The organism is Sphingomonas caseinilytica (assembly GCF_023516455.1).
Classification (GTDB): Bacteria; Pseudomonadota; Alphaproteobacteria; order Sphingomonadales; family Sphingomonadaceae; genus Sphingomicrobium; species Sphingomicrobium caseinilyticum.
In genome coordinates this window covers 272,501-292,465 of sequence record NZ_JAMGBA010000002.1, presented here as the reverse complement: position 1 = coordinate 292,465, position 19,965 = coordinate 272,501, and the positions used below count along the sequence as shown (strand labels likewise).

The 19,965-nt window shown below is 63.5% G+C and carries 21 protein-coding genes (1 of these 21 running past the window's edge); 16 read left to right on the top strand and 5 right to left on the bottom strand.

Annotated elements, in window-relative coordinates; translation table 11 throughout:
* The first annotated feature begins 4 nt into the window (after positions 1-4).
* Positions 5-214: a type II toxin-antitoxin system antitoxin gene (locus tag LZ496_RS08000; RefSeq protein ID WP_249904113.1), complete on the top strand. Its 210-nt coding sequence runs from the start codon at positions 5-7 to the stop codon at positions 212-214.
* Entirely contained in the window at positions 207-455 is a 249-nt protein-coding gene (locus LZ496_RS07995; protein WP_249904112.1) for a hypothetical protein, read from the top strand. The genes LZ496_RS08000 and LZ496_RS07995 overlap by 8 nt, the downstream gene beginning before the upstream one ends.
* On the opposite strand, the gene LZ496_RS07990 is transcribed toward LZ496_RS07995, so the two are convergent.
* From LZ496_RS07990 to LZ496_RS07980, 3 genes are all read right to left on the bottom strand, one after another.
* Positions 452-1,342, bottom strand: coding sequence for a S1/P1 nuclease (locus LZ496_RS07990; RefSeq protein WP_249904111.1), 891 nt, complete (start codon positions 1,340-1,342; stop codon positions 452-454). The two genes, LZ496_RS07995 and LZ496_RS07990, sit on opposite strands and share 4 nt — an antisense overlap.
* 112 nt (positions 1,343-1,454) lie before the next feature.
* On the bottom strand, positions 1,455-1,871 hold the full coding sequence (locus tag LZ496_RS07985; protein ID WP_249904110.1) for a hypothetical protein: 417 nt from the start codon (positions 1,869-1,871) through the stop codon (positions 1,455-1,457).
* A 23-nt stretch (positions 1,872-1,894) separates the two neighbouring features.
* Positions 1,895-4,045, bottom strand: coding sequence for a TIR domain-containing protein (locus tag LZ496_RS07980; RefSeq protein ID WP_249904109.1), 2,151 nt, complete (start codon positions 4,043-4,045; stop codon positions 1,895-1,897).
* Between the two features lie 111 nt (positions 4,046-4,156).
* Here LZ496_RS07980 and ispG point away from each other — a divergent pair, with 111 nt between their 5' ends.
* Genes ispG through LZ496_RS07965 form a run of 3 tightly spaced genes read left to right on the top strand, consistent with a single transcriptional unit; the run spans position 4,157 to position 6,483 of the window.
* Positions 4,157-5,281 (top strand): flavodoxin-dependent (E)-4-hydroxy-3-methylbut-2-enyl-diphosphate synthase, encoded by a 1,125-nt coding sequence (ispG, locus tag LZ496_RS07975; protein WP_249904108.1) that lies wholly within the window; start codon positions 4,157-4,159, stop codon positions 5,279-5,281.
* Positions 5,278-5,535, top strand: a complete 258-nt coding sequence (locus LZ496_RS07970; protein WP_249904107.1) for a hypothetical protein — start codon at positions 5,278-5,280, stop codon at positions 5,533-5,535. The genes ispG and LZ496_RS07970 overlap by 4 nt, the downstream gene beginning before the upstream one ends.
* Positions 5,536-5,580: 45 nt before the next feature.
* Positions 5,581-6,483: a DMT family transporter gene (locus LZ496_RS07965; RefSeq protein ID WP_249904106.1), complete on the top strand. Its 903-nt coding sequence runs from the start codon at positions 5,581-5,583 to the stop codon at positions 6,481-6,483.
* Here LZ496_RS07965 and LZ496_RS07960 read toward each other — a convergent pair.
* A complete protein-coding gene (locus tag LZ496_RS07960) occupies positions 6,480-7,124 on the bottom strand; it encodes a DUF1345 domain-containing protein (RefSeq protein WP_249904105.1) in 645 nt (214 codons plus the stop codon). The genes LZ496_RS07965 and LZ496_RS07960 overlap by 4 nt on opposite strands.
* Before the next feature lie 37 nt (positions 7,125-7,161).
* On the opposite strand from LZ496_RS07960, the gene LZ496_RS07955 reads away from it, so the two are divergent.
* From LZ496_RS07955 to LZ496_RS07940, 4 genes are all read left to right on the top strand, one after another.
* Entirely contained in the window at positions 7,162-7,476 is a 315-nt protein-coding gene (locus tag LZ496_RS07955) for a DMT family transporter (RefSeq protein WP_249904104.1), read from the top strand.
* Between the two features lie 103 nt (positions 7,477-7,579).
* Entirely contained in the window at positions 7,580-9,115 is a 1,536-nt protein-coding gene (locus LZ496_RS07950; protein ID WP_249904103.1) for a winged helix-turn-helix domain-containing protein, read from the top strand.
* A 146-nt stretch (positions 9,116-9,261) separates the two neighbouring features.
* Complete coding sequence (locus LZ496_RS07945; protein ID WP_249904102.1) at positions 9,262-9,573, top strand: hypothetical protein; 312 nt, start codon at positions 9,262-9,264, stop codon at positions 9,571-9,573.
* Positions 9,574-9,753: 180 nt separating this feature from the next.
* Complete coding sequence (locus LZ496_RS07940) at positions 9,754-12,372, top strand: TonB-dependent receptor (protein ID WP_249904101.1); 2,619 nt, start codon at positions 9,754-9,756, stop codon at positions 12,370-12,372.
* Here LZ496_RS07940 and ppa read toward each other — a convergent pair.
* A complete protein-coding gene (gene ppa, locus LZ496_RS07935) occupies positions 12,369-12,911 on the bottom strand; it encodes an inorganic diphosphatase (protein ID WP_249904100.1) in 543 nt (180 codons plus the stop codon). The genes LZ496_RS07940 and ppa overlap by 4 nt on opposite strands.
* Before the next feature lie 115 nt (positions 12,912-13,026).
* On the opposite strand from ppa, the gene aqpZ reads away from it, so the two are divergent.
* The 7 genes from aqpZ to LZ496_RS07900 all read left to right on the top strand — a co-directional run.
* A complete protein-coding gene (aqpZ, locus tag LZ496_RS07930) occupies positions 13,027-13,755 on the top strand; it encodes an aquaporin Z (protein ID WP_249904099.1) in 729 nt (242 codons plus the stop codon).
* 92 nt (positions 13,756-13,847) lie between these two features.
* A complete protein-coding gene (gene hisS / locus LZ496_RS07925) occupies positions 13,848-15,056 on the top strand; it encodes a histidine--tRNA ligase (RefSeq protein WP_249904098.1) in 1,209 nt (402 codons plus the stop codon).
* Entirely contained in the window at positions 15,053-16,138 is a 1,086-nt protein-coding gene (prfA, locus tag LZ496_RS07920; protein WP_249904097.1) for a peptide chain release factor 1, read from the top strand. Before hisS ends, prfA begins: the two co-directional genes overlap by 4 nt.
* The gene (gene prmC / locus LZ496_RS07915; RefSeq protein WP_249904096.1) at positions 16,135-16,959 is read left to right on the top strand and encodes a peptide chain release factor N(5)-glutamine methyltransferase; all 825 of its coding nucleotides are present in this window, start codon (positions 16,135-16,137) and stop codon (positions 16,957-16,959) included. The genes prfA and prmC overlap by 4 nt, the downstream gene beginning before the upstream one ends.
* 266 nt (positions 16,960-17,225) lie before the next feature.
* Positions 17,226-17,867, top strand: coding sequence for a DUF4167 domain-containing protein (locus LZ496_RS07910; protein ID WP_249904095.1), 642 nt, complete (start codon positions 17,226-17,228; stop codon positions 17,865-17,867).
* A 166-nt stretch (positions 17,868-18,033) separates the two neighbouring features.
* Entirely contained in the window at positions 18,034-19,068 is a 1,035-nt protein-coding gene (locus LZ496_RS07905) for a substrate-binding domain-containing protein (RefSeq protein ID WP_249904094.1), read from the top strand.
* Positions 19,069-19,165: 97 nt separating this feature from the next.
* A protein-coding gene (locus LZ496_RS07900; protein ID WP_249904093.1) for a porin crosses the window boundary here: on the top strand, positions 19,166-19,965 show its 5' portion. It continues 793 nt past the right edge of the window; 800 of the gene's 1,593 nt are visible here — the first part of the coding sequence; the start codon lies at positions 19,166-19,168; the stop codon falls past the right edge of the window.

Below are 19,965 nucleotides of genomic sequence, written 5' to 3'. Positions count from 1 at the left end.
TCTGGTGGTGGCGGCGGATCGCAAGGCCTACCCGCTAAGGGTCGATCCCTCCCTTTGGGCGGCGGTCGAGCGCACCGCCGCTGCCGACCTGCGCTCGGTCAACGCCCAGGTCGAATGCCTGATCCGGGAAGCTCTGAAGGCGCGGGGAGTGAAAATGGACGCACCGCAGCCGGTCAAGCGCGGGCGGCCGCCGAAGGAGCATTATGATGAGTAACGGGCCCGAATGGTTCTCGGCCAAGCGTTACGGCTATGGCACTGCCTTTCCGATCGCCTGGCAGGGCTGGGCCGTGACCGCAATCTATGCCCTCGTCGTGATCGCGGGCGCCTATTTCTTCCCTAAGCGGCCGGTCATCCTGCTGTCGATCATCTTGCCGGCAACCATCCTGTACCTGGTCATTGCCGCCAGGACGACCAAGGGCGGGATGCGCTGGCGGCGGGGCGGCGACCCGAATTAACGCTTCTGGCCAGGCGCCTTGGCTTCCGGTCCAAGCGCATCGTCCAGCAGCCGGGCCAGCCGAATCCCTCCATTCAGCACATTGTCGCGTACCAGCGGTATGAGTGCCCTGACTTCCGTCTCGTCCATGGTCGGGCGCTCGGCCGGCGGCGCGGCGCAGGGATCGCCAAGCAATGTCTGATAGGCCTGGCTTCGGGACTTTTCCCACATTTCGCGGCTCCAGTCCTCGGCGGTGCCCTCCGCAATGCGATTGCGATCGGCCTCAGGGACCTGCGCCAGTATCGATGCCGCGCCCGCAGGGGGCGTGGAAATCGCCCGCTCGGCGAGCCAGCCGTCCCAGATTCCGTGGAGATTGGCCCGTCCGCTGACAACGCCATAATTGGCCGCCACCCGATTGCCGCCCAGGTCGCCATGGTCGCCGGCATGCATGGGCTGATGCAAGTCACCGACGAAATGGGTGAGGAATGCCAGTGCCATCAGCCGCTCGCGGGCCGGGACCGTGCGGTCGGCCAGCAGTCTCGCTGCCCGATCGATCTGGGCGGAAACGCAATTTCCGTCCTTGCACGCTGCCTTGAGGTCGAACGGCTTGCACACATCGACGTTCTGATAGTGCCAGCTGTAGGCATAGCTGAACCGCTCGCCGAGTGGCTTGATGCAATCGGCCCAGACGCTTGCCTGCTCCAATGTCGCCACCGGGCAGTCGGGCGTTTCCAGCAACTTTCCTTGGCGCAGCAGCGAGGCGACCTTCGCACGCGTGTCCGGCCGCATCTGCAGCCAGGCGATGCGGGCAACCGTCTCATGCCCATATTCCCAGTAGGCCTGGGCTGGGGCAGCGAAGCTGAACAAGGCGATGAAGCCGCATAGCGCGGCGAGGAGGCGATTCGGCATGAATCGCCCTTAGCGGAATTTTTCGACAATATAGCTCACTGTCGATCAGTCTTCGGTGCGACGTCGGTGCGCAGGATCGGGAGAACTCCTGCGCGCCGCCGATAAGCCGAGCCTAGTATTGCTGGCCGTTCTCGTTGTTGCCGATTGGGTCAAATGTGATGACGTTCGGACATCCCGGCCGACGGAATCGGAACATGAATGAAAACTTCGTTTGGGTGACGTTCTTGTTCCTGACCATGAGTGTCGTCCCGTCATTGATCACGTCCACGGCCACGAACTGGTCCCAACTTTGCGTTGCGGGCGGGCAAACCGGCGGATTGCTGGTGCCATCAACGCGGAGTGGATCGTTCTGATCGAAAACGCAGCCGGTTTTTTGCGGATCGTCAATATCGAAATAAAGAACAAATCCAGGTTTGTGGTCATTCTTGAAGGTCTTGCTGCCTCTCAGATTGAAATCCGGTTTGCACGGGTTGGCCGTTGGCGAGATTTCGACATACAAAGTCCTCGTCCATGGTCTCAGGTTAGCCATGATTACTCCTCCCGTTCTTGCGCTTACACTCTCGCACGATTGCTGAGTGACTGGCGGTACCCCATCGCCCCGAGCTGCGATGCGATCCGCATTCCTTCGGCACGCTCACCAATTCCGCGCAGCATCTCGCCGCGTTCCGCCATTTGGCGGGGAGTTTCAGCGATTCCCTTGGGCCAGGCGGCGAGGCCCGCCTGCCAGGCGGCGCGGGCACCGGCGCGATCTCCGGTCCGCCACAAAATGTCGCCGACCAGCTTCTGCGCCTGGCTAAGCGCGAAGCGATCCTTGGCCAGCACGACCTTGTCGGCCCTGGCTGCATCAAGGAGCTGACGCGCGATGAACAGACTTTCGCCTCCCGAGCCCGCGGCGAGTGCCAGCCCGGCCCGCATCCGCAGGCAGAATCTTCCGAGGTCCCGCCACGCGACTACCGTCGGGTCGCGCGCGATCAAGGCGGTCGATTTGTCGCAGCCTTGGGTGGCGACCGCACCAGCTTCGGCCGTCCGGTTTGCAAGCAGCAATAGTTGAGCCTGATTAAGCTGGGTCGAGGCGCTGCGACCCAACCAATCCGCATTGGTTGGTTCCAGTTCGACCAGGCGGCGGCCGATGTCGGCGGCGGTTGCGGCGTGATCGAGCGCCGGCCGGGTCTCTCCCTTCAAATAGCTCATCCACGACAGCGCCATGTGAACAATCATCGCCTTCTGGCGAAGCTCGGCATCCGGCCGGTCTTGCGCCAGATAGGGCGCCAGCAGGTTCAGCTGGCGCTCGCGCTGCCGGATGGCATCGCCAAGCCTGCCGGCCGCTTCCAGCGAACCGGCGTAATCGCCAAGGGCTTCAATCAGCAGGTTGAGATAGTCGGCGTTGGCCGGCTGAGCCGCGAGCAAGGGATCTATGGCGTTAACCAGGCGCTGGAACGTGGCGGCGGATTCCGCGTATCGGCCCTGCGCAAACTCGACCCGTCCCAGGTTCGTTGATGAGTATGCGCCTTCCAACTGCCATTTCGGATTTTCAGGGTCGGTGGCGATCATTCGATCGGCGAGCTCGCGATACTCCCGGAATCGGGCACCGGCCTCTTTAAGGTCACCGCGAAGACGGGCCGTTTCACCCACAAAATAGACGCTCTGCGCATGGTCGAACATGCGTTGGGGATTATCCGGGGCCCGGCGTAGCGATTCGGCGGTACTTGCCAGCGCTTCCCGATATCGCCGCAACGCCCCATCCAGATTGCCGCGCGATGCCGAAATCTCGCCCATGAGAGTCAGCGCTTTCGATCGTTGCGCCAGCGCGTCGTCGGTCAGGCTCTGCTTGTCCTGATGCTCATAATATTCGAGCGCTCGCACTCCCACCGCGTCGAGCACGTCGAGCCTTCCTACCGGTTGAAGCTTCTGGCGGAGGTCGCCCAACATGAATTCGATCAGGCCTTCCGCTTCACGCCGTTGATCGCGTGCTTCGTCCCGCGCATCGATTGCGGTGTAGGCCAGTCCGCTGGTGAACAGCATGCCTGCGACGGAGGCCGCCGTGACCGCATAAAGGCGACGGTGGCGGCGCTGTGCCTCGCGTTGCGCAAGATCGTCCAGGCCGACGCCAAGCATTCCGGCGGCGAGCTTGAGCATGCCCATTTTCCGGCCGTCGCCATGCTCGCGCAGATCGGCCGCGATCGGTTCGGCCTGCTGCTTGGTCGGCCTTCCCCTACTGTCGAAATGGAAACGAAGCGCTTCCGGGAAACATTCCTCATGTTCACGGCCGGGAATTTCGCTCGCGAACGGCTCTCCGTCGACGATCGCGGCCAGGATCCGATCTTCGCGATGAACCCGCTTGAAGCAACCGATCTCCTCTTCGATCCAACGCGATTTCGCCGCTGCGGGCGAGCACAGCACGATCATGAAACGCGAGCAGGCGATCGCATCTTCGATCTCGTCGCTGAGATCGGCGGCAGCGGCCAGTTCCTGCCGGTCGCGGAAGATCGGCGACAGCTTCTTGGGTACCGGCCCCTGGTCGGTCAGCCTTCCAACCAGCTGCGGCGGAACCCGGAATTCTTCGAGCGTTTCGTGAAGCCAATCGGCAATTGCCGAATCCTGATGGCTGTAGCTGAGGAACGCCATGTATCGTTGGGGAGACGGCCGGCGCGCACGAAGCACCGCCCCGCGAACCGACCGTGGCAGTTGGGCAAGATCGGCCATCACCCACCCCGTTCCCGAGTCCCGTTAAATTGTCGTTTAACATGACAGAGAGGTTACGGCGACTCCCGCATTGGGTTGGCCGAAATCCCGACCGCGACTATATGCGCGTCCATGTCCTCAATTCGTCCGTGGCGCGATATCACGCGCCGCCAGTCCCGCCAGATCATGGTCGGCAATGTCGCCGTCGGCGGCGACGCGCCCGTAACGGTCCAGACCATGACCAACACGCCGACCTCCGACGCCAGGGCAACGATCGACCAGGTCCGCCGCTGCGAAGAGGCCGGAGCGGACATCATCCGGGTTTCCTGCCCGGATGTGGAATCGACCGCGGCGCTGAGGGAAATTGTCCGGGCGGCCAATGTGCCGATCGTCGCCGACATCCATTTCCACTATAAACGAGCCCTTGAGGCGGCGGACGCGGGCGCTGCCTGCCTTCGCATCAATCCCGGCAACATCGGATCGGCCGATCGGGTGCGCGAAGTGGTGAATGCCGCCAAGGCCAATGGCTGCGCGATCCGGATCGGGGTCAATGCCGGGAGCCTGGAGAAGGACCTGCTCGAAAAATATGGCGAGCCCTGCCCCGAGGCGCTGGTCGAAAGCGCGCTCGATCATATTCGCCTGCTCGAGGACCATGATTTTCGCGAATATAAGGTGGCGGTGAAGGCGTCGGACGTGTTCCTCGCCGTTGCCGCCTATCAGCAGCTGGCCGACGCGGTCGATTGCCCACTTCACCTTGGCATCACCGAAGCCGGCGGGCTTCTGGGTGGGACGGTCAAGTCCGCGATCGGGATCGGTTCACTGCTCTGGGCCGGGATCGGCGATACGATCCGTGTGTCCTTGTCGGCCGAACCGGAAGAAGAAGTCCGGGTTGGCTATGAGATTTTGAAGAGCCTCGGAATCCGCAATCGTGGTGTCCGCGTCGTTTCCTGCCCAAGCTGCGCACGGCAAGGCTTCGACGTCATCCGCACCGTCCAGACCCTCGAAGACCGGCTGCAGCATATCAAGACGCCGATGTCGCTATCGGTCCTCGGCTGCGTCGTGAACGGACCCGGCGAAGCGCGGGAGACGGATATCGGCATCACCGGCGGCGGCCAGGGCAAGCATATGGTCTATCTGTCGGGGATCACGGACCACCATGTCCGCGACGAAGAGATGATCGACCATATCGTCCGACTGGTCGAAGAGAAGGCCGCCGAGCTAGAGGCCGCTGAAGCTGCGAAGGAAGCGGCCGAATGAAACAGGTCGCCCGGACTTCGGCGACTGGGGCCGCAGCCACGGGGGCTTCCGCAACCGGTACCGCGATCATGGGATCGGCGGCACTTGGTGCGCTGGCACTGGGCGCTTTCGCGCTTGGAGCATTGGCGGTCGGGCGGCTGTGGATCGGCAAGGCGCATATCCGCAAGCTCAGGATCGACGAGCTTGAAGTTGGGCGGGTGACCATTTTGGACGATACGGGCTTGAAGCCTGGCGCGGCCGAGTCCGCGAAATAATCAAGATGGTTCCCAATTAAGTCTGACCCGTTAAAGGCGGGCCGGATGAGCCCGCCGCGACAGCAACCCGTCCTGGCCTTTGCAGTCGCCCTGGCGGCGGTTGCCGTCCTGTCGGTGATGGATGCCGTGATGAAGGGGCTGGTCCTTTCCATTGGCCTTTATGCCACCAGCGTCTGGCGGGCATTGGTCGGCGTCGGCCTGTCTTCGGTCCTGTACCTGCCGCAGCGCCGGGCATGGCCATCCCCTAAGGTCGTTCGGCTGCATGTGCTGAGGGGCGCGGTCGTGACCGTCATGGGACTGCTGTTCTTCTTCGGCCTGGCCAGAGTGCCGATGGCACAAGCGATCGCGCTTACTTTCATCGCGCCGCTGATCGCGCTTTTTCTCGCTTCATTGACCTTGGGCGAACATATCAGGCGCCGTACCCTTGGCGCCTCGCTGCTGGCGTTCGCCGGAGTGCTGGTGATCGTCGGCGGTCAGGTGCGCAACGAGCTCGGCGAAGGCGTCTTGGTGGGTACGTTCGCCATTCTCGGTTCTGCCGTCTGCTACGCCGTAAACATCGTCATGATGCGCCGGCAGAGTCTTGCGGCGAAACCGCTGGAGATCGGCTTCTTCCAGAACGTCACAATCGCGACCCTCATGGTCGCCTCGATCCCGATAATCGGTCTGCCGGCATGGCCCGGGGATCATTGGCCGGGGATCTTCGCCGTCGCGGCGATGTCGTTCACCGGCGTCCTGCTGTTCGCTGTCGCCTATGCGCGGGGCGAGGCGAGCTATCTCGCCGTGACCGAATATTCGGGATTCATTTGGGCGGCGGTGCTGGGGTGGCTGATCTTCTCCGAGCCCGTCTCGCCCTACACCCTGCTGGGTGCCTCGATGATCGTTGCCGGCTGCATTTTCGCCGCGCGCGACAAGCCGCGTCCCGAACCGGAGATGGAAGCGCTCGCCTAGCCCGCGCCGAGCACGTTGATGGTCAGCGCCAAAACCCCAAGGTTGAAGAAGAAACCGATGACGCAGTGGATGGTCACCAGCTTCCTCAGGTGCTGGGACGTGACCTGCACGTCGGACGTCTGGACCGCGACGCCCAGCGTGAAGGCGAAATAGGCGAAATCGCTCATCACCGGCTCCTTGGTGCCCGGGAAGAGCAGGCCGGCCTGATCGCGGCCCTGCGCGTCGCTGGTGTAGAAAAGGTGGGCATAGTGGAAAGCGTAGACCGCGTTCCCGAAGGTCCAGACGAGGATCAGGCTGGCGACGACCAACAGCTTGTCGATCAGGGTCAACTGGTCGCGAAGGCCGAGCTCGGCAACGATCGCGGCAAAGATGACCAGGGTCAGGAGCGCGCTGACGACCAGGAGGACGACGCGATTTGCGTCGCTCTTCGCTGCAAGCTCCCGCATCTGGCCGGGTTCGTCCCGGAGCGTCGGGATGCAGGTGATGAGGAATACCGTCGCGGCAATGTTGAACCCGGTCAGCAGCCCCGGCACCAGGCCCAGCAGCAGCGCGCCGATCCAGCTGCCGGCAGCGAGCAATGCGAAGAACAGAATGAAGCGCCACGGCGCTACCCGATTGAGCTTGTCTGCCGCCTTGGCCATGAGGGGAGCCTACAACAGCTCGAGCGGAGTTTGAAACATGGCCTGGTTCTACCTCATCCTTGGAGGCTTCTTCGAAGTCGGGTTCACCACGGCGCTCCGCTATGTCGAGGGCTTTCGCAACATCCCATGGACGCTGGCGTTCCTGGTATCCGTGGCGCTCAGCATGGGGCTGCTGGAATATGCGGCACGGACCATTCCAATGGGCACTGCCTATGCGGTTTGGGGAGGGATCGGCGCGGTGGGTACCGTCATCGTCGGAATGGCCTATTTCGACGAGCCGACCACCACCATCAGAATTCTGCTTATCCTTGGCATCGTCGCCTGCATCGCGGCGCTGAAGCTGACGGCATGATCGATTTGGCCCCCGCATCAAATTGATACGAATGGCGTGCGCGCATGGACAGGCGCGCCTCTTCATGCATAGTCGAGGCGGGTGAAACAGACTGGAGCGCCAATTGGGGGCGATCGGTCATGATGGTCTGGCTGTACCGGGCAGGGTCGAGCTTGCTCACGAGCCGCCGTTTCACCTTGGCATCCTCGATGTCGAGCCCGCGACCCGGCAGCTGAAATCGGGGAGCCGCAGCGAGACGATCGAACCTCGCGTCATGCAGGTACTGGTGGCCCTTTTCCGGGCCGGAACAATCGTCACGCGAGAAGAACTGATCGCTCGCTGCTGGGACGGCCGGGTGGTCGGCGACGATGCGATCAACCGGGTGCTTTCGCGGATCCGGCACATCGCTGCGGAGATCGGACAAGATAGCTTTTCGGTCGAGACCATCACCAAGGTCGGCTACCGGCTTCATGCAGATGGCGATGCCCCGGCCCATGGCGTTCCGGCTGGCGGGCCCGTCAGGGCTAGCCGCCGCAAGCTGATGGGGTCGCTGGTGGGGGCAGGCGCCGTTGTCGCAGCGGGCGGCACATTGGCCTGGCAAATGTTCGGTTCCAACCGGAGGCCACCGCAGGCAGAAGAACTTTATCAGCGCGCGCTTGGGCTTCGCATTTCATCAACCGATGCCGAAAATCGGCAGGTTATCGCCTATTTGCGCGAGGCGGTCCGGATAGCGCCCGACTTTGGCGAAGCCTGGGGCGCGCTTGCCTTTGCCTATCGCGGAGCATTGGGCGTCGATGCCGACCCCGCGGAGGTCGCCGGCTATGCGGACCGGATGCAGGAAGCCATTCGCCAGGCCGACCGTTACGATCCAGGCAATGCCGATGCCGCATTCGCTCGGCGGCTCGGCGGAGGTTATTTCGGACGTTGGTCCGACATGGAGCCAGTCTACCGCGACCTCGCAAGGCAATATCCGAAGCATCCGGTCGGCCACTACCTGCTTGGCACCCTTCTGATGGACGTTGGCCGGTGGAAAGATGCCATCGTTGCGCTTCAAGCCGCCAAGGACCGGAACGCCCATTCGCCAATGATACGGTACAAGCTTACCGTCGCTCTATGGAGTGCGGGCCACATCAGCGACGCAGAACATGAAATCGACGATGCGCTCCGCTGGTCGATGCACAGCGCCATCTGGCAGACCAAGATCAAGCTCCTGGCGATGACCGGCCGGCCCCAAGCCGCGCTGGCGGTCCTGAATGACGTGGCAGTCCGGCCCGCCGGCACGACGGACGACCAACTCAGGCGCTGGCGCCTGTTTATCACGTCCCTAATCAGCAGGGCGCCGGACGATGTGGGCAAGGCGCTGGCGGGGCTGGTGCAATATGCGAGGCAGGACCATGTTCCCGTTCCGCAGGCCTTCCAGATCGCGATGCTAGGCGATCGGGAAACCGCACTCGACGTTCTTGAGGGATGTTATCTCGGTGTTGGAAGCTGGGGTTCGAAGAGGCCCGCCGATCCGAGCGGCGGTGCCGCGCATCCGCTGTTCCAGCCCCAGGCGCGGACGCTCTGGAACGAGGTCAGGTTCGGACGAATCCTCGAGGGAATCGGGATCGAACAATATTGGCGCTCGACCGGGAAGCTGCCGGATTATCGCCGCCGCTGAAGTGGCCCCGTTGAAATCATCGGCAAAAAATCGGCATTTGGTCAGTCCAAGGTCATGGCGCCTGGCCGCATGGTCTCGCGACAATGGACAGGAGCCGCCCTCCCGTCCCGTTGGGGGGCTCCAGACGCAATCTACAGGAGCAATCCATGCAGACCTTCAAGAAGCTCGCCCTTGCGACCGCGCTGGTGGCGATCGCCTATCCGGCCCAGGCCGGCGAAGTCACCGGCAACGGCAAGTCGATAACGATCAATGGGCGGTCGGAATGCGCTTTCTCTGGCCAGAACGACCTTGATGGAGATCCACGCGATCCAGGCTTCAAGACCCAATCATACGGTCAAAATGTGCGGCTGACCCCTTTGGATCCAAGCACGTTGGATCCCAATGCGGACGTGCCGTTCGTTCCGATCCCGGGGTTTGCATGTAATCCCAATCGCGGACGGGATTTGAACGACGAGTAACGAGGGAGCTGTCGAGGGGCAGCTAGCGGGCCGGGGAGGCTTCCCGCCTCGGCCCGCGCAGCCGCCGACTGCCGGGCCCAGCCGGCCGTTGGTCGAAGAGTTTTCCGGTTGGCAATATGCCATTCAGGCGCGATTTGCAGGCAAAGGCACGAATTTGGTGCTGCGGAGTTGTACGCAATAATGTCTCGCCTGACCCTGCTTTCGGGAACTGCCATCGCATTTGCTTTCCTACCCGGGGCGCTTTCCGCCCAGGAAGCGCAACCCAACCCGTCGAACGAGGAAACGGCCGGACCTGCTGCAACGGTCGAAGAACCCGAAGCGACCAACGGCCAAGCTTCGGACGAAACGATCGACGAATATGGCGGCGAGGACATCGTCGTCATGGGTCAGAAGCCGCGCGGCTCAGTGGTCGGCGACATCCCGCCCGAAAATGTGCTGGATCCTCGCGATATTCGGGCAACCGGCGCGACGAGCATCAACGAGCTATTGGATTCCCTCGCGTCGCAGATCGGTAGCGCTCGCGGCCGCTCGTCCGGCCGCCCAATAACGCTGCTAAACGGGAGGCGCATTTCCGGCTTCCGGGAAATCCGCGATCTTCCGCCCGAGGCGATCGAGCGGATGGAGATCCTGCCCGAGGAAGTCGCGCTGAAGTACGGCTATTCCGCCGACCAGCGGGTGGTGAACATCGTCCTTCGCCGCCGCTTCAACTCGACCAATGTCGAACTACGCGGCCAGGCCGCGACCGAAGGCGGTTATCTGAATGGCCGGGTAGAGACTGGCCGCCTGATCGTCGCCGACGGCAGTCGGACCTCGATCAGCTTCAGGGCGGAAGGAAACTCCTCCCTGTTCGAAGACGAGCGTGACATCGCGTTGCAACCCGTCGAAAGCCAGCCGGAGCCGGTCGATCCACGCCCATTCCGAACACTGGTTGGGTCCAGCAACGACTTGCGCCTTACTGCCACCCATAACCGCACGATCCTTGGCGACGTCTCCGCCACCATCAACGGCGAGGCGGAGCGGACGACGGGCAAGTCGCGCTTCGGCGTTCCGACAGCGACGCTCGATGACGACGGGGATGAGATCCTCCGCGCATTTCCCGAACTGGGAGCCCTAACGCGCGATTCCAAAACGGAATCGCTAAGCCTGGGTACGGCGCTCAACTGGGACAGCGGCAAGTGGCGCTGGTCGTCGACCGGCAGTGCAGATTACAGCCATAGCGTCAGCAACACCGACAATGGCCCCGACCTTGGCAATGCGCAGTCGTTGCTCGATACCGATCCCACCTTTGATCCGCTCGGCGACCTTGGCTCCTTCGGCCTCCTTCCGCGCGATCGAAGCCGGTCGAACCGCTATTCGTTGGCGCTGGACGGGACCGCGACCGGACCCCTGCTGTCGCTTCCCGCGGGCGATGCGACGGCGACCTTCCGGGCGAGTGTCGGCAATACGGGGATCGACAGCGAAGCCACCACCGACGGCTTCTTTACCGAATCCGACCTCAGCCGATCGGCCTTGCTTGGCGCCGCCAATATCGATCTGCCGGTCACCAAGCGAAGCTCGTCGATCGGTCGGCTGACGGCGAATCTCAATGGGTCGGCGACGCATCTCAGCGATTTCGGTACGATCACCACCGTGGGCGCGGGGCTAAGCTGGGCACCGGCGGAACGGCTCAACCTCACCGTCAGCTGGAATCGCGAAGAAGGTCCGCCGAGCCTTCAGCAGCTCGGCGATCCGCTGATTGAAACGCCGAACGTCAGCTTCTTCGACTTCTCGACCGGCGAGACAGTTCTGATAACGACCTTCACCGGCGGCAATCCGGATTTACTGGCCGATACCCGCAACGTGCTGAAGATCGGCGGCAACTGGAAACCGTTCGAAGAAACCGACCTTCGTTTGCGCGCCGAATATGTCCGCCAGACGATCGACGATCCGCAGGGCAATGTCTCGGGAGCCAGCGAAACGCTGGAGGCTGCATTCCCCGACCGCTTCGTCCGGGACGAGAGCGGCACCCTGGTCGCGGTCGACCTTCGTCCCGTGAACTTCCAGGAATCGCGTCGCGACACCTTCCGCTGGGGGTTCGACTTCACCAAGCCGCTGACCAGCCGCCCGCCGTCCGAAGCGGCAAGGGCCGCTTTCCGCGAGCGATTCGCCGGTCAACGCGGCGGACAGGGCGACCAGCCGCCCCCGCCTTCCGAGGGCGGTCCGCCATCAGGGGCTGGACCGGGCGGCGGCGAAGGCGGTCCCCGCGGGTTCGGCGGCGGGCGTTTCGGCGGCGGCCGCCAAGGCGGGCGCCTGACTTTCTCGCTCACCCACCAGCTCAACCTGGTCGACGAAGTGACGATCGCGGACGGCGTTCCTGAACTGGACTATCTACATGGGGAACCGATTGGCCAGACCGGCGGCCGGCCAAGGCACGAGGTCCAGTTCGAAACGGGCTATTACAACAATGGCTATGGTGCCCGTCTTCAGGGCAATTGGCGGAGCGGGACGGAAGTCGACAGTTCGTCGGGTGACCTCAAATTCTCGCCCTATTTCGACCTGGACCTGAGGTTGTTCGCGAACCTCAGCGAGAATTTCGACCTGGTGTCCAAGCACCCCTTCTTCCGCGGCACGTCGGTTCGATTCGACGTCAACAACATCTTCAACAACCGGCCCAAGGTTCGGGATGAGGCGGGGTTGACGCCGCTAAGCTACCAGCCCGACCTGCTGGAGCCGATCGGGCGGACGGTCGGGATCACCTTCCGGAAACTGTTCATACCCCGCCGCTTCTTCCAGCGGCGGGCACAAACGCCGTCGAGTTAGGCCGGGACTTTTCCGGCGTTCGCCTTGGCGATGGAATCAAGCACGACCTGACGAGCCGCCGCGGCATCGCCCCAGGTTCCGACGCGCACCCACTTCTCGGGTTCCAGGTCCTTATAGTGGGTGAAGAAATGCTCGATCTGCTCGACCACGATCGGCGGCAGGTCGGTGTAGTTCGCGACGTCCTTGTAATAAGGCGAGATCTTGGTGACCGGCACCGCCAGGATCTTCTCGTCGCCGCCAGCCTCGTCTTCCAGGTAGAGGACTCCAACCGGTCGGCAGGCGATCACGACGCCGGGCTGCAGGGTCCAGCGGGTCATCACCAGGCAGTCGAGCGGATCGCCGTCGTCGCATAGCGTCTGCGGAATGAAGCCATAGTTGGTCGGATAGCGCATCGGCGTATGCAGGATGCGATCGACGACCATCGCGCCGCTTTTCTTGTCGAATTCATATTTGACCGGCTCGCCGCCGATCGGGACTTCGATAAGCACGTTGACGCTGTGCGGGGCGTCAGACCCAGCGGGAATCAGTTCGATATTCATGATGGCGGCGCCTCTAGCGGCGATGACCGGCGATGACCACCCCTCAGCAATTGTCCCGGTGTTCAGGGTCCGATCGCCCTGCGAACCTAGTGCCCTTAGATTTGGGAGTGGGACCATGAGCAGCACTGTTAACAAGGCGGTTGCGGAACTGATCGGTACTTACTGGCTGGTGCTTGGCGGGTGCGGAAGCGCGGTACTTGCCGCCGCCTTTCCGGAGGTCGGCATTGGCCTCGTCGGCGTCTCGCTAGCGTTCGGCCTGACCGTCGTCACCATGGCCTATGCCATCGGTCATATCAGCGGCTGCCATCTTAATCCGGCCGTTACGGTCGGCCTATGGGCAGGCGGCAGGTTCGATGCGAAGGATATCCCGGTCTACGTCATCGCCCAAGTCGTCGGCGCAATCGCGGCAGCCTATACGCTCTACGTCATCGCCAGCGGACAGCCGGGCTATATACTCGAGCCCAACGGGCTAGCGGTGAACGGCGTCGAGTCTCACTCTCCCGGCGGCTACTCGATGTTCGCCGGCGTCCTCATCGAGATCGTGATGACCTGCTTCTTCCTGCTGATCATCATGGGATCGACGCATAGTCGCGCCCCGGCCGGGTTTGCACCGCTAGCGATCGGCCTCGGCCTCACCTTGATCCACCTGATTTCGATCCCGGTCACCAATACCTCGGTCAATCCGGCGCGAAGCACCGGCCCTGCGCTGGTCGTCGGTGGCCTCGCCTTGCAGCAGCTGTGGATTTTCTGGGTCGCGCCGATCGTCGGCGCGGTGATCGGCGGAGGCGTTTATCGCTGGCTTTCGCCGGAAGCCGGTGAGCGTCCGGACATCAAGGGCGACTGAGCTGATCGACGAATGCTTCCCGGTCCGGTTTCCCGCCGGACCGGGCCGGCAGTTGGCGAACGCCCTGCTTGCCGCTATCGCGCCGGACAAAGATGGCGAAGATCGAGACACCGCAGCCCATTAGGGGCGCCCAAAGCCTGCTTGGCGAAGAGGCAGACCGCTTTCATGAAGTGGTCGCTGCCTTCGATCGCGTGCGCCGGCTCTATGGCTTCAAGCGGGTCGAGGTGCCGCTGATCGAACCGACCCAGGTGTTTGCCCGGACGATGGGCGAGACCACCGATGTCGTATCGAAGGAAATGTATTCGTTCGACGATCGGTCGGGCGATTCGATCACCTTGCGGCCGGAATTCACCGCCGGAATTTGCCGCGCTTATCTCAGCGAGGGCTGGCAGCGGTTCGTGCCATTGAAGGTCGCGACGCATGGCGCCGCCTTTCGCTACGAACGCCCGCAAAAGGGGCGCTACCGGCAATTCCATCAGCTCGATGCGGAGATCATCGGCGCGGCCGAGCCTCAAGCCGATGTCGAACTGCTTGCGCTGGGCTCGCAGCTTCTGGCCGAGCTTGGGATCGGCGCGGTAACGCTGAAGCTCAACACCTTGGGCGATGCGGAGAGCCGGGACAGTTGGCGGTCGCAGCTTGTCGAGCATTTCGCGGCACATCGGGGCGAACTGTCCGAGGATAGCCAGGAGCGGCTGGAGAAGAACCCGCTGCGGATCCTCGACAGCAAGGATCCGCGCGACCGGAAGTTCGTGGAAACGGCGCCGGTGATGACCCCGTCCGCCGAGGCCGAGGATTTCTTCGGGAAGGTGCGCCAGGGCCTGGACGCAGCGGGCGTGGCCTATGAGCTGGACCCGCATCTGGTGCGCGGGCTCGACTATTATCGCCACACCGCGTTCGAATTCGTCACCGATCAGCTGGGTGCGCAGGGGACGGTCATCGCCGGCGGCCGGTACGACGGGCTGGTCGAGCAATTGGGCGGGCCGCATACGCCGGCGGTCGGCTGGGCAGCGGGTATCGAGCGGCTGGCGATGATGATCGATGCGCCGGCGATCGAATTGATCGACGCCGCGATTGTAGTCGAGGACGATGTCGCGATGGACAGCGCCTGGGCTGCCGCGACCCGGCTCCGCAAAGCCGGCCTGTCGGTCGAAATCGTCGCCTCGGGTAGCCCTCGCAAGCGGTTCGACCGCGCCGTGAAGAAGGGCGCCAGGGAAATCATCGTCCTCGGCGCTGCAGATGGCGAGGTAACCCGGCGCGTGAAATCGAACGATGTGCCCCGGGTGGAGGCGTTGCTGGCGTGAAGAGTATTTCGCTCGACCGGATCGTCTCGATCGAGACGAAGAAGCATGAGCTGGCGGAGGCCATGGCCTCGCCCAATCTTGCACCCGACGACTTTGTCCGGCTGTCCAAGGAATATGCGCAGATAGAGCCGGTTGCGGCCGCCGCCCGCGAGGTCCGTCGCCTGCGCGCGGAGCTGGAAGTGCTGACCGGCCTCGCCGCCGACAGCAGCGCCGAGCCCGAGCTCAAGGAAATGGCCGCGGTCGAGGCCGAGGAGATCAAGGACAAGCTGCCGGAAGCCGAGCGCGCGCTTGCAGTCAAATTGCTGCCCAAGGATGCGGCCGACGAGCGTGCGGCGATGCTCGAAGTCCGGGCCGGTACGGGTGGCGACGAAGCAGCGCTGTTCGCCGGGGACCTCCTGCGCATGTACCAGCGCTATGCCGAGGAGCAGGGCTGGAAGTTCGAGCTGATCAATGCGTCGTCGGCGGATGTCGGCGGATATAAGGAAGCAGTTGCCTCGATCAGCGGCGCCGGAGTCTTCGCCAAGCTGAAATTCGAAAGCGGCGTCCACCGCGTCCAGCGCGTGCCGGTGACCGAGAGCGGCGGGCGCATCCACACCTCGGCGGCGACCGTTGCGGTGCTTCCCGAGGCGGAGGATGTCGACGTCCAGATCGACGACAAGGATCTCCGGATCGACGTCTATCGCTCGTCCGGTCCGGGCGGCCAGTCGGTCAACACGACCGACAGCGCGGTTCGGATTACGCACTTGCCGACGGGGCTGGTCGTCATCCAGCAGGACGAGAAGTCGCAGCACAAGAACAAGGCCAAGGCGCTGAAGGTGCTGCGCACGAGGCTGTTCGAAATGGAGCGCGAACGGCTGGCTTCGGAACGGGCCGGCGCGCGCAAGTCGATGGTCGGCTCCGGCGACCGGTCGGAGCGGATCCGCACCTATAATTTCCCGCAAGGACGGGTGACGGACCATCGCATCAACCTGACGCTCCATAAGCTCGATGCGATCCTCGAGGGGCCGGGCCTGAACGAGCTCGTCAATGCACTGGTTGCGGAGGACGAGGCCGAACGGCTTGCCGGCCTCGAAGAGGCGTGACCAGCATCCCAAGAGCGCTGAGCCGGGCCACCGAACAGCTCAGCAAGTCCAGCGACACGCCGAGGCTTGATGCCGAACTGCTGATGGCCGCCGCGCTGGGCATCGGTCGGGACCGGCTGATCCTCGATGATCCTCGCGGCGAAGCGCCCGCGGGTTTTGTCGAGTTCGTCGAGCGCCGGGCAAAGGGCGAACCGATCGCCTACATTACCGGTCACCGGGCCTTCTGGACGATCGACCTGGAGGTTGGCCCGGGCGCGCTGGTGCCGAGGCCGGACAGCGAAACGCTGATCGCATTCGCCGTTGAATATTTTTCCGGAACTGCGGGGCCAAGGCGCGTCCTCGACCTTGGGACTGGCCCGGGGACGCTGTTGCTTGCCGCGCTCGACGAATGGCCGAAAGCGACCGGGCTTGGCGTGGATGCCTCGGAAGCGGCCCTGGCCTATGGGCGCCGGAACGCCGAGCGGCTCGGAATGTACCGCCGTGCGGAGTTTCGGATCGGCGATTGGGCGGACGGAATCGAAGAGAAATTCGACCTCATCCTGTGCAATCCGCCTTATGTGGCAGAGGGTGCCGAAACGGGGGCCGGCGTGCTCGAATATGAGCCGCACGAGGCGCTGTTCGCCGGACCCGATGGGCTGGACGATTATCGCAGGTTGGCGCCCGTCATCGGCGGATTGCTGGCGCCCGGCGGGATTGCGGGTATCGAGATCGGATTCGACCAGGCGGATGCGGTAGCCGGGCTGCTTGAGCAGGAAGGGCATAACGCAACGCTTGTCCGCGATCTCGGCGGAAGACCGCGCGCGCTCTGTATCAAGGGCTAATGTAAAAACACTTGGATTTTTCGACATCGGCCATTACATCAGTCCGCAGGGACGGGGCTGCTCTCACGAAAATGACGCACCCCCGCCACCGACCCCCGACGAAATCGCCGCGCTCCCGCCCAGCAAGCGGTTGACGGCAAAGGGAGGTCGACTTGCGCTTCGTAGGGGCGCGGGCCGATCCACTGGCGTCAGGGGCAACACTTCCGTTGAAGGGAAGACCAAGGCGACCGGTTAGACCGGCGCCAGTGCGACAGGGAAACAACCAGTTGATCAATAATCGTCAGGGCGGCCGTCGTCGTGGCCGCGGTGGACCGCGCCCTCAGGGCATGTCCGGCAATGCCGGCAACCGCCAGGATAACCGCCAGCGCGGCAATGCGGCGCAGCTCCTTGAAAAATACAAGACGCTGGCGCGCGACGCGCAGCTGGCCGGCGATCGGGTCCAGACCGAATATTATCTGCAATATGCGGATCATTATTTCCGGGTCCTGGAAGAGAATCGGTCGCGGTTCGAAGAACAGCAGGCGCAACGCCGCCCGCGCCGCGATGATGATGAATATGAGTCGGATTCGGACGGAGATGAGGAACTGACCGCCGAGGCGGACTCGGGCGACGACGAAGTCGAAGTCGAGGACCGTCAGCGCGGCAACCGCGAGCGCGGTCGTGATCGGGACCGTGGACGCGATCGCTTTGAGCGCCGTGATCGACCCCAGTACCGGACCAATGCGCCGGCCCAGGCCGACGATGAGGAATCCGAAGCTCAGGTCGACGAGCGCATTCCGCTTGGCGTCCTTCCGCCGGCGATCGGCGTCGGTGAGGCTGAAGAGCAACAGGAAGCGCCGAAGCCGCGCCGCCGGGCCCGCAAGCCCCGCGCCGAGGAAGGTGACGAGGAAATCGCTCCTGCCGCCTGAACCGCGGTAAACGGGGAAAAATGAAAGGCGGCGGGTGAGAATCCGCCGCCTTTTCCTTTTTCCGGCGTAACAAGACTGTAACAGGAGCGTCACCATCGCGTCTCGACGCGTGGCTAGTTCCATCCCTGTCGGCGGCCCCGTTTGTCCGCCCAAAGGGACGTGAACCATGACCTCCAAAGTTTCTCTCTATGCCGCCGCGGCGGCGACGATGCTCTCCATCCCAGCGATGGCCGACGCCCGCAGCCTCCGCGCTGTCGGCAGCTCGACCGTCTACCCCTTCGCCAAGATGGCGGCTGAGCGAGTCGCTCGCGCCAATCCGAAGCTTGGCACTCCGATCATCGAGTCGACAGGCACCGGCGCCGGTTTCAAGCTGTTCTGCTCGGGCGTTGGCGAGCGCTTCCCGGACATCTCCAATGCGTCGCGCCGGATGAAGGCGTCGGAAGCCAAGCAATGCGCCGGCAACGGCGTCAAGGACGTCACCGAAATCCAGATCGGCATCGACGGCATCGCGTTTGCGACCGCCAAGGCGACGCCACTGAGCGGAGTGACGACCAAGGACATCTACATGGCATTGGCCAAGACGCCGTTCGGTAAGCCGAACAAGGCGAAGACCTGGAAGGATGTGAACGGCAAGCTGCCGGCCATCCCGATCCGCGTCTATGGTCCGCCGCCGACGAGCGGCACGCGCGATGCCTTTGGCGAACTGATCATGACCGCCGGTTGCGAAACCAACCCCGGCATGGTCGCATTGAAGAAGGCCAATGCCGACAAGCATAAGGCGGTCTGCACCGCGGTCCGCGAGGACGGCGCCTTCATCGAAGCCGGCGAAAATGACAATCTGATTGTCCAGAAGCTCGCGGCCAACCCGAACACCCTTGGGATCTTCGGCTACAGCTTCCTGGAAGAGAACACCGCCAAGCTGAAGGGCGTCTCGATCAACGGCGTCCAGCCGACCTACCAGACCATCGCGGCCTTCCAGTATCCGGGCGCTCGCCCGCTCTACATCTACGTCAAGAATGCGCATGTGAAGGCGATCCCCGCCATCCGCGCATTCGTTGCCGAGATGACGAAGGAAAGCGCGATCGGGCCCAACGGCTACATGCGCAGCGGCGGCCTGGTGGCCGCTCCGGGACCGGTCCGGGCAAAGGCCCAGCAGGCAGCGCGGACGCTGACCCCAGTCAAGTTCGCCGAGCTGAAATAGTCGAAATTCAAGTCACGCAAGGAACATGCGTGCCGTCGGTGACGGCGCGCAACCACCCCGCAAAATAAGCAGCGGGGTTGGGGGGAAAGGGAATAAGATGAAGCGTAGTCATTTGGTTCGCGCACTGCTCGCCGGTAGCGCCATGTTCATGAGCAGCGGCGCCTTGGCGCAAGAGACCGAGGCGCAGCCCGATACGTCCGACGCGACCGCCGACGCGGCCATCGCCGAGGCCCAGGCGCTCGACGATGCGCAAGCGAAGATCGAATTGCTCCAGGCCCAGGTCGAGGCGCTGCAGGAATCGATCGCCCAGATCCAGGCCGCTCAGGCCAAGGTCACGCCGGTATGGAAGGGCACGCCACAACTGGAAGACAAGGAAGCCGGATGGAGCTTCAAGGTCCGCGGCCGCGTCCAGTATGACGTTGGCTTCGTTTCCAACCCGGACGATGCCGTCATCACCCGCAACCTGGGCTTCAACGCCCGCGCGCGCCGTATCCGCCTTGGCGGCGAGGGCACCATTCCGGGCGGCTTCGGCTACAAGTGCGAAATGGACTTCGCCAACGGCACGACCGGCTTTGGCGACTGTATCATGAGCTATGCGCCGGCCGGCAAGCCGTTCAGCGTCGACATCGGCAACCAGGAAACCAACAACGGCCTGGAGCAGATCACCAGCTCGCGTTTCAGCAGCTTTGTCGAGCGTGCAGCATTTGACGACGCGTTCATCAACACGCGCCGCCTCGGCATCAACCTCGGCTATGTGAATAGCGCAGGCGATTTCCGGGCGAAGGCCGGCCTTTGGGCGGCCCACTCCATTGACGCCAGCCTCGACAACGACGGCTGGATCGGCGCAGCGCGCGTCGTCTACTCGCCGCTGATGGACGGTAATCAGCTGCACTTCGG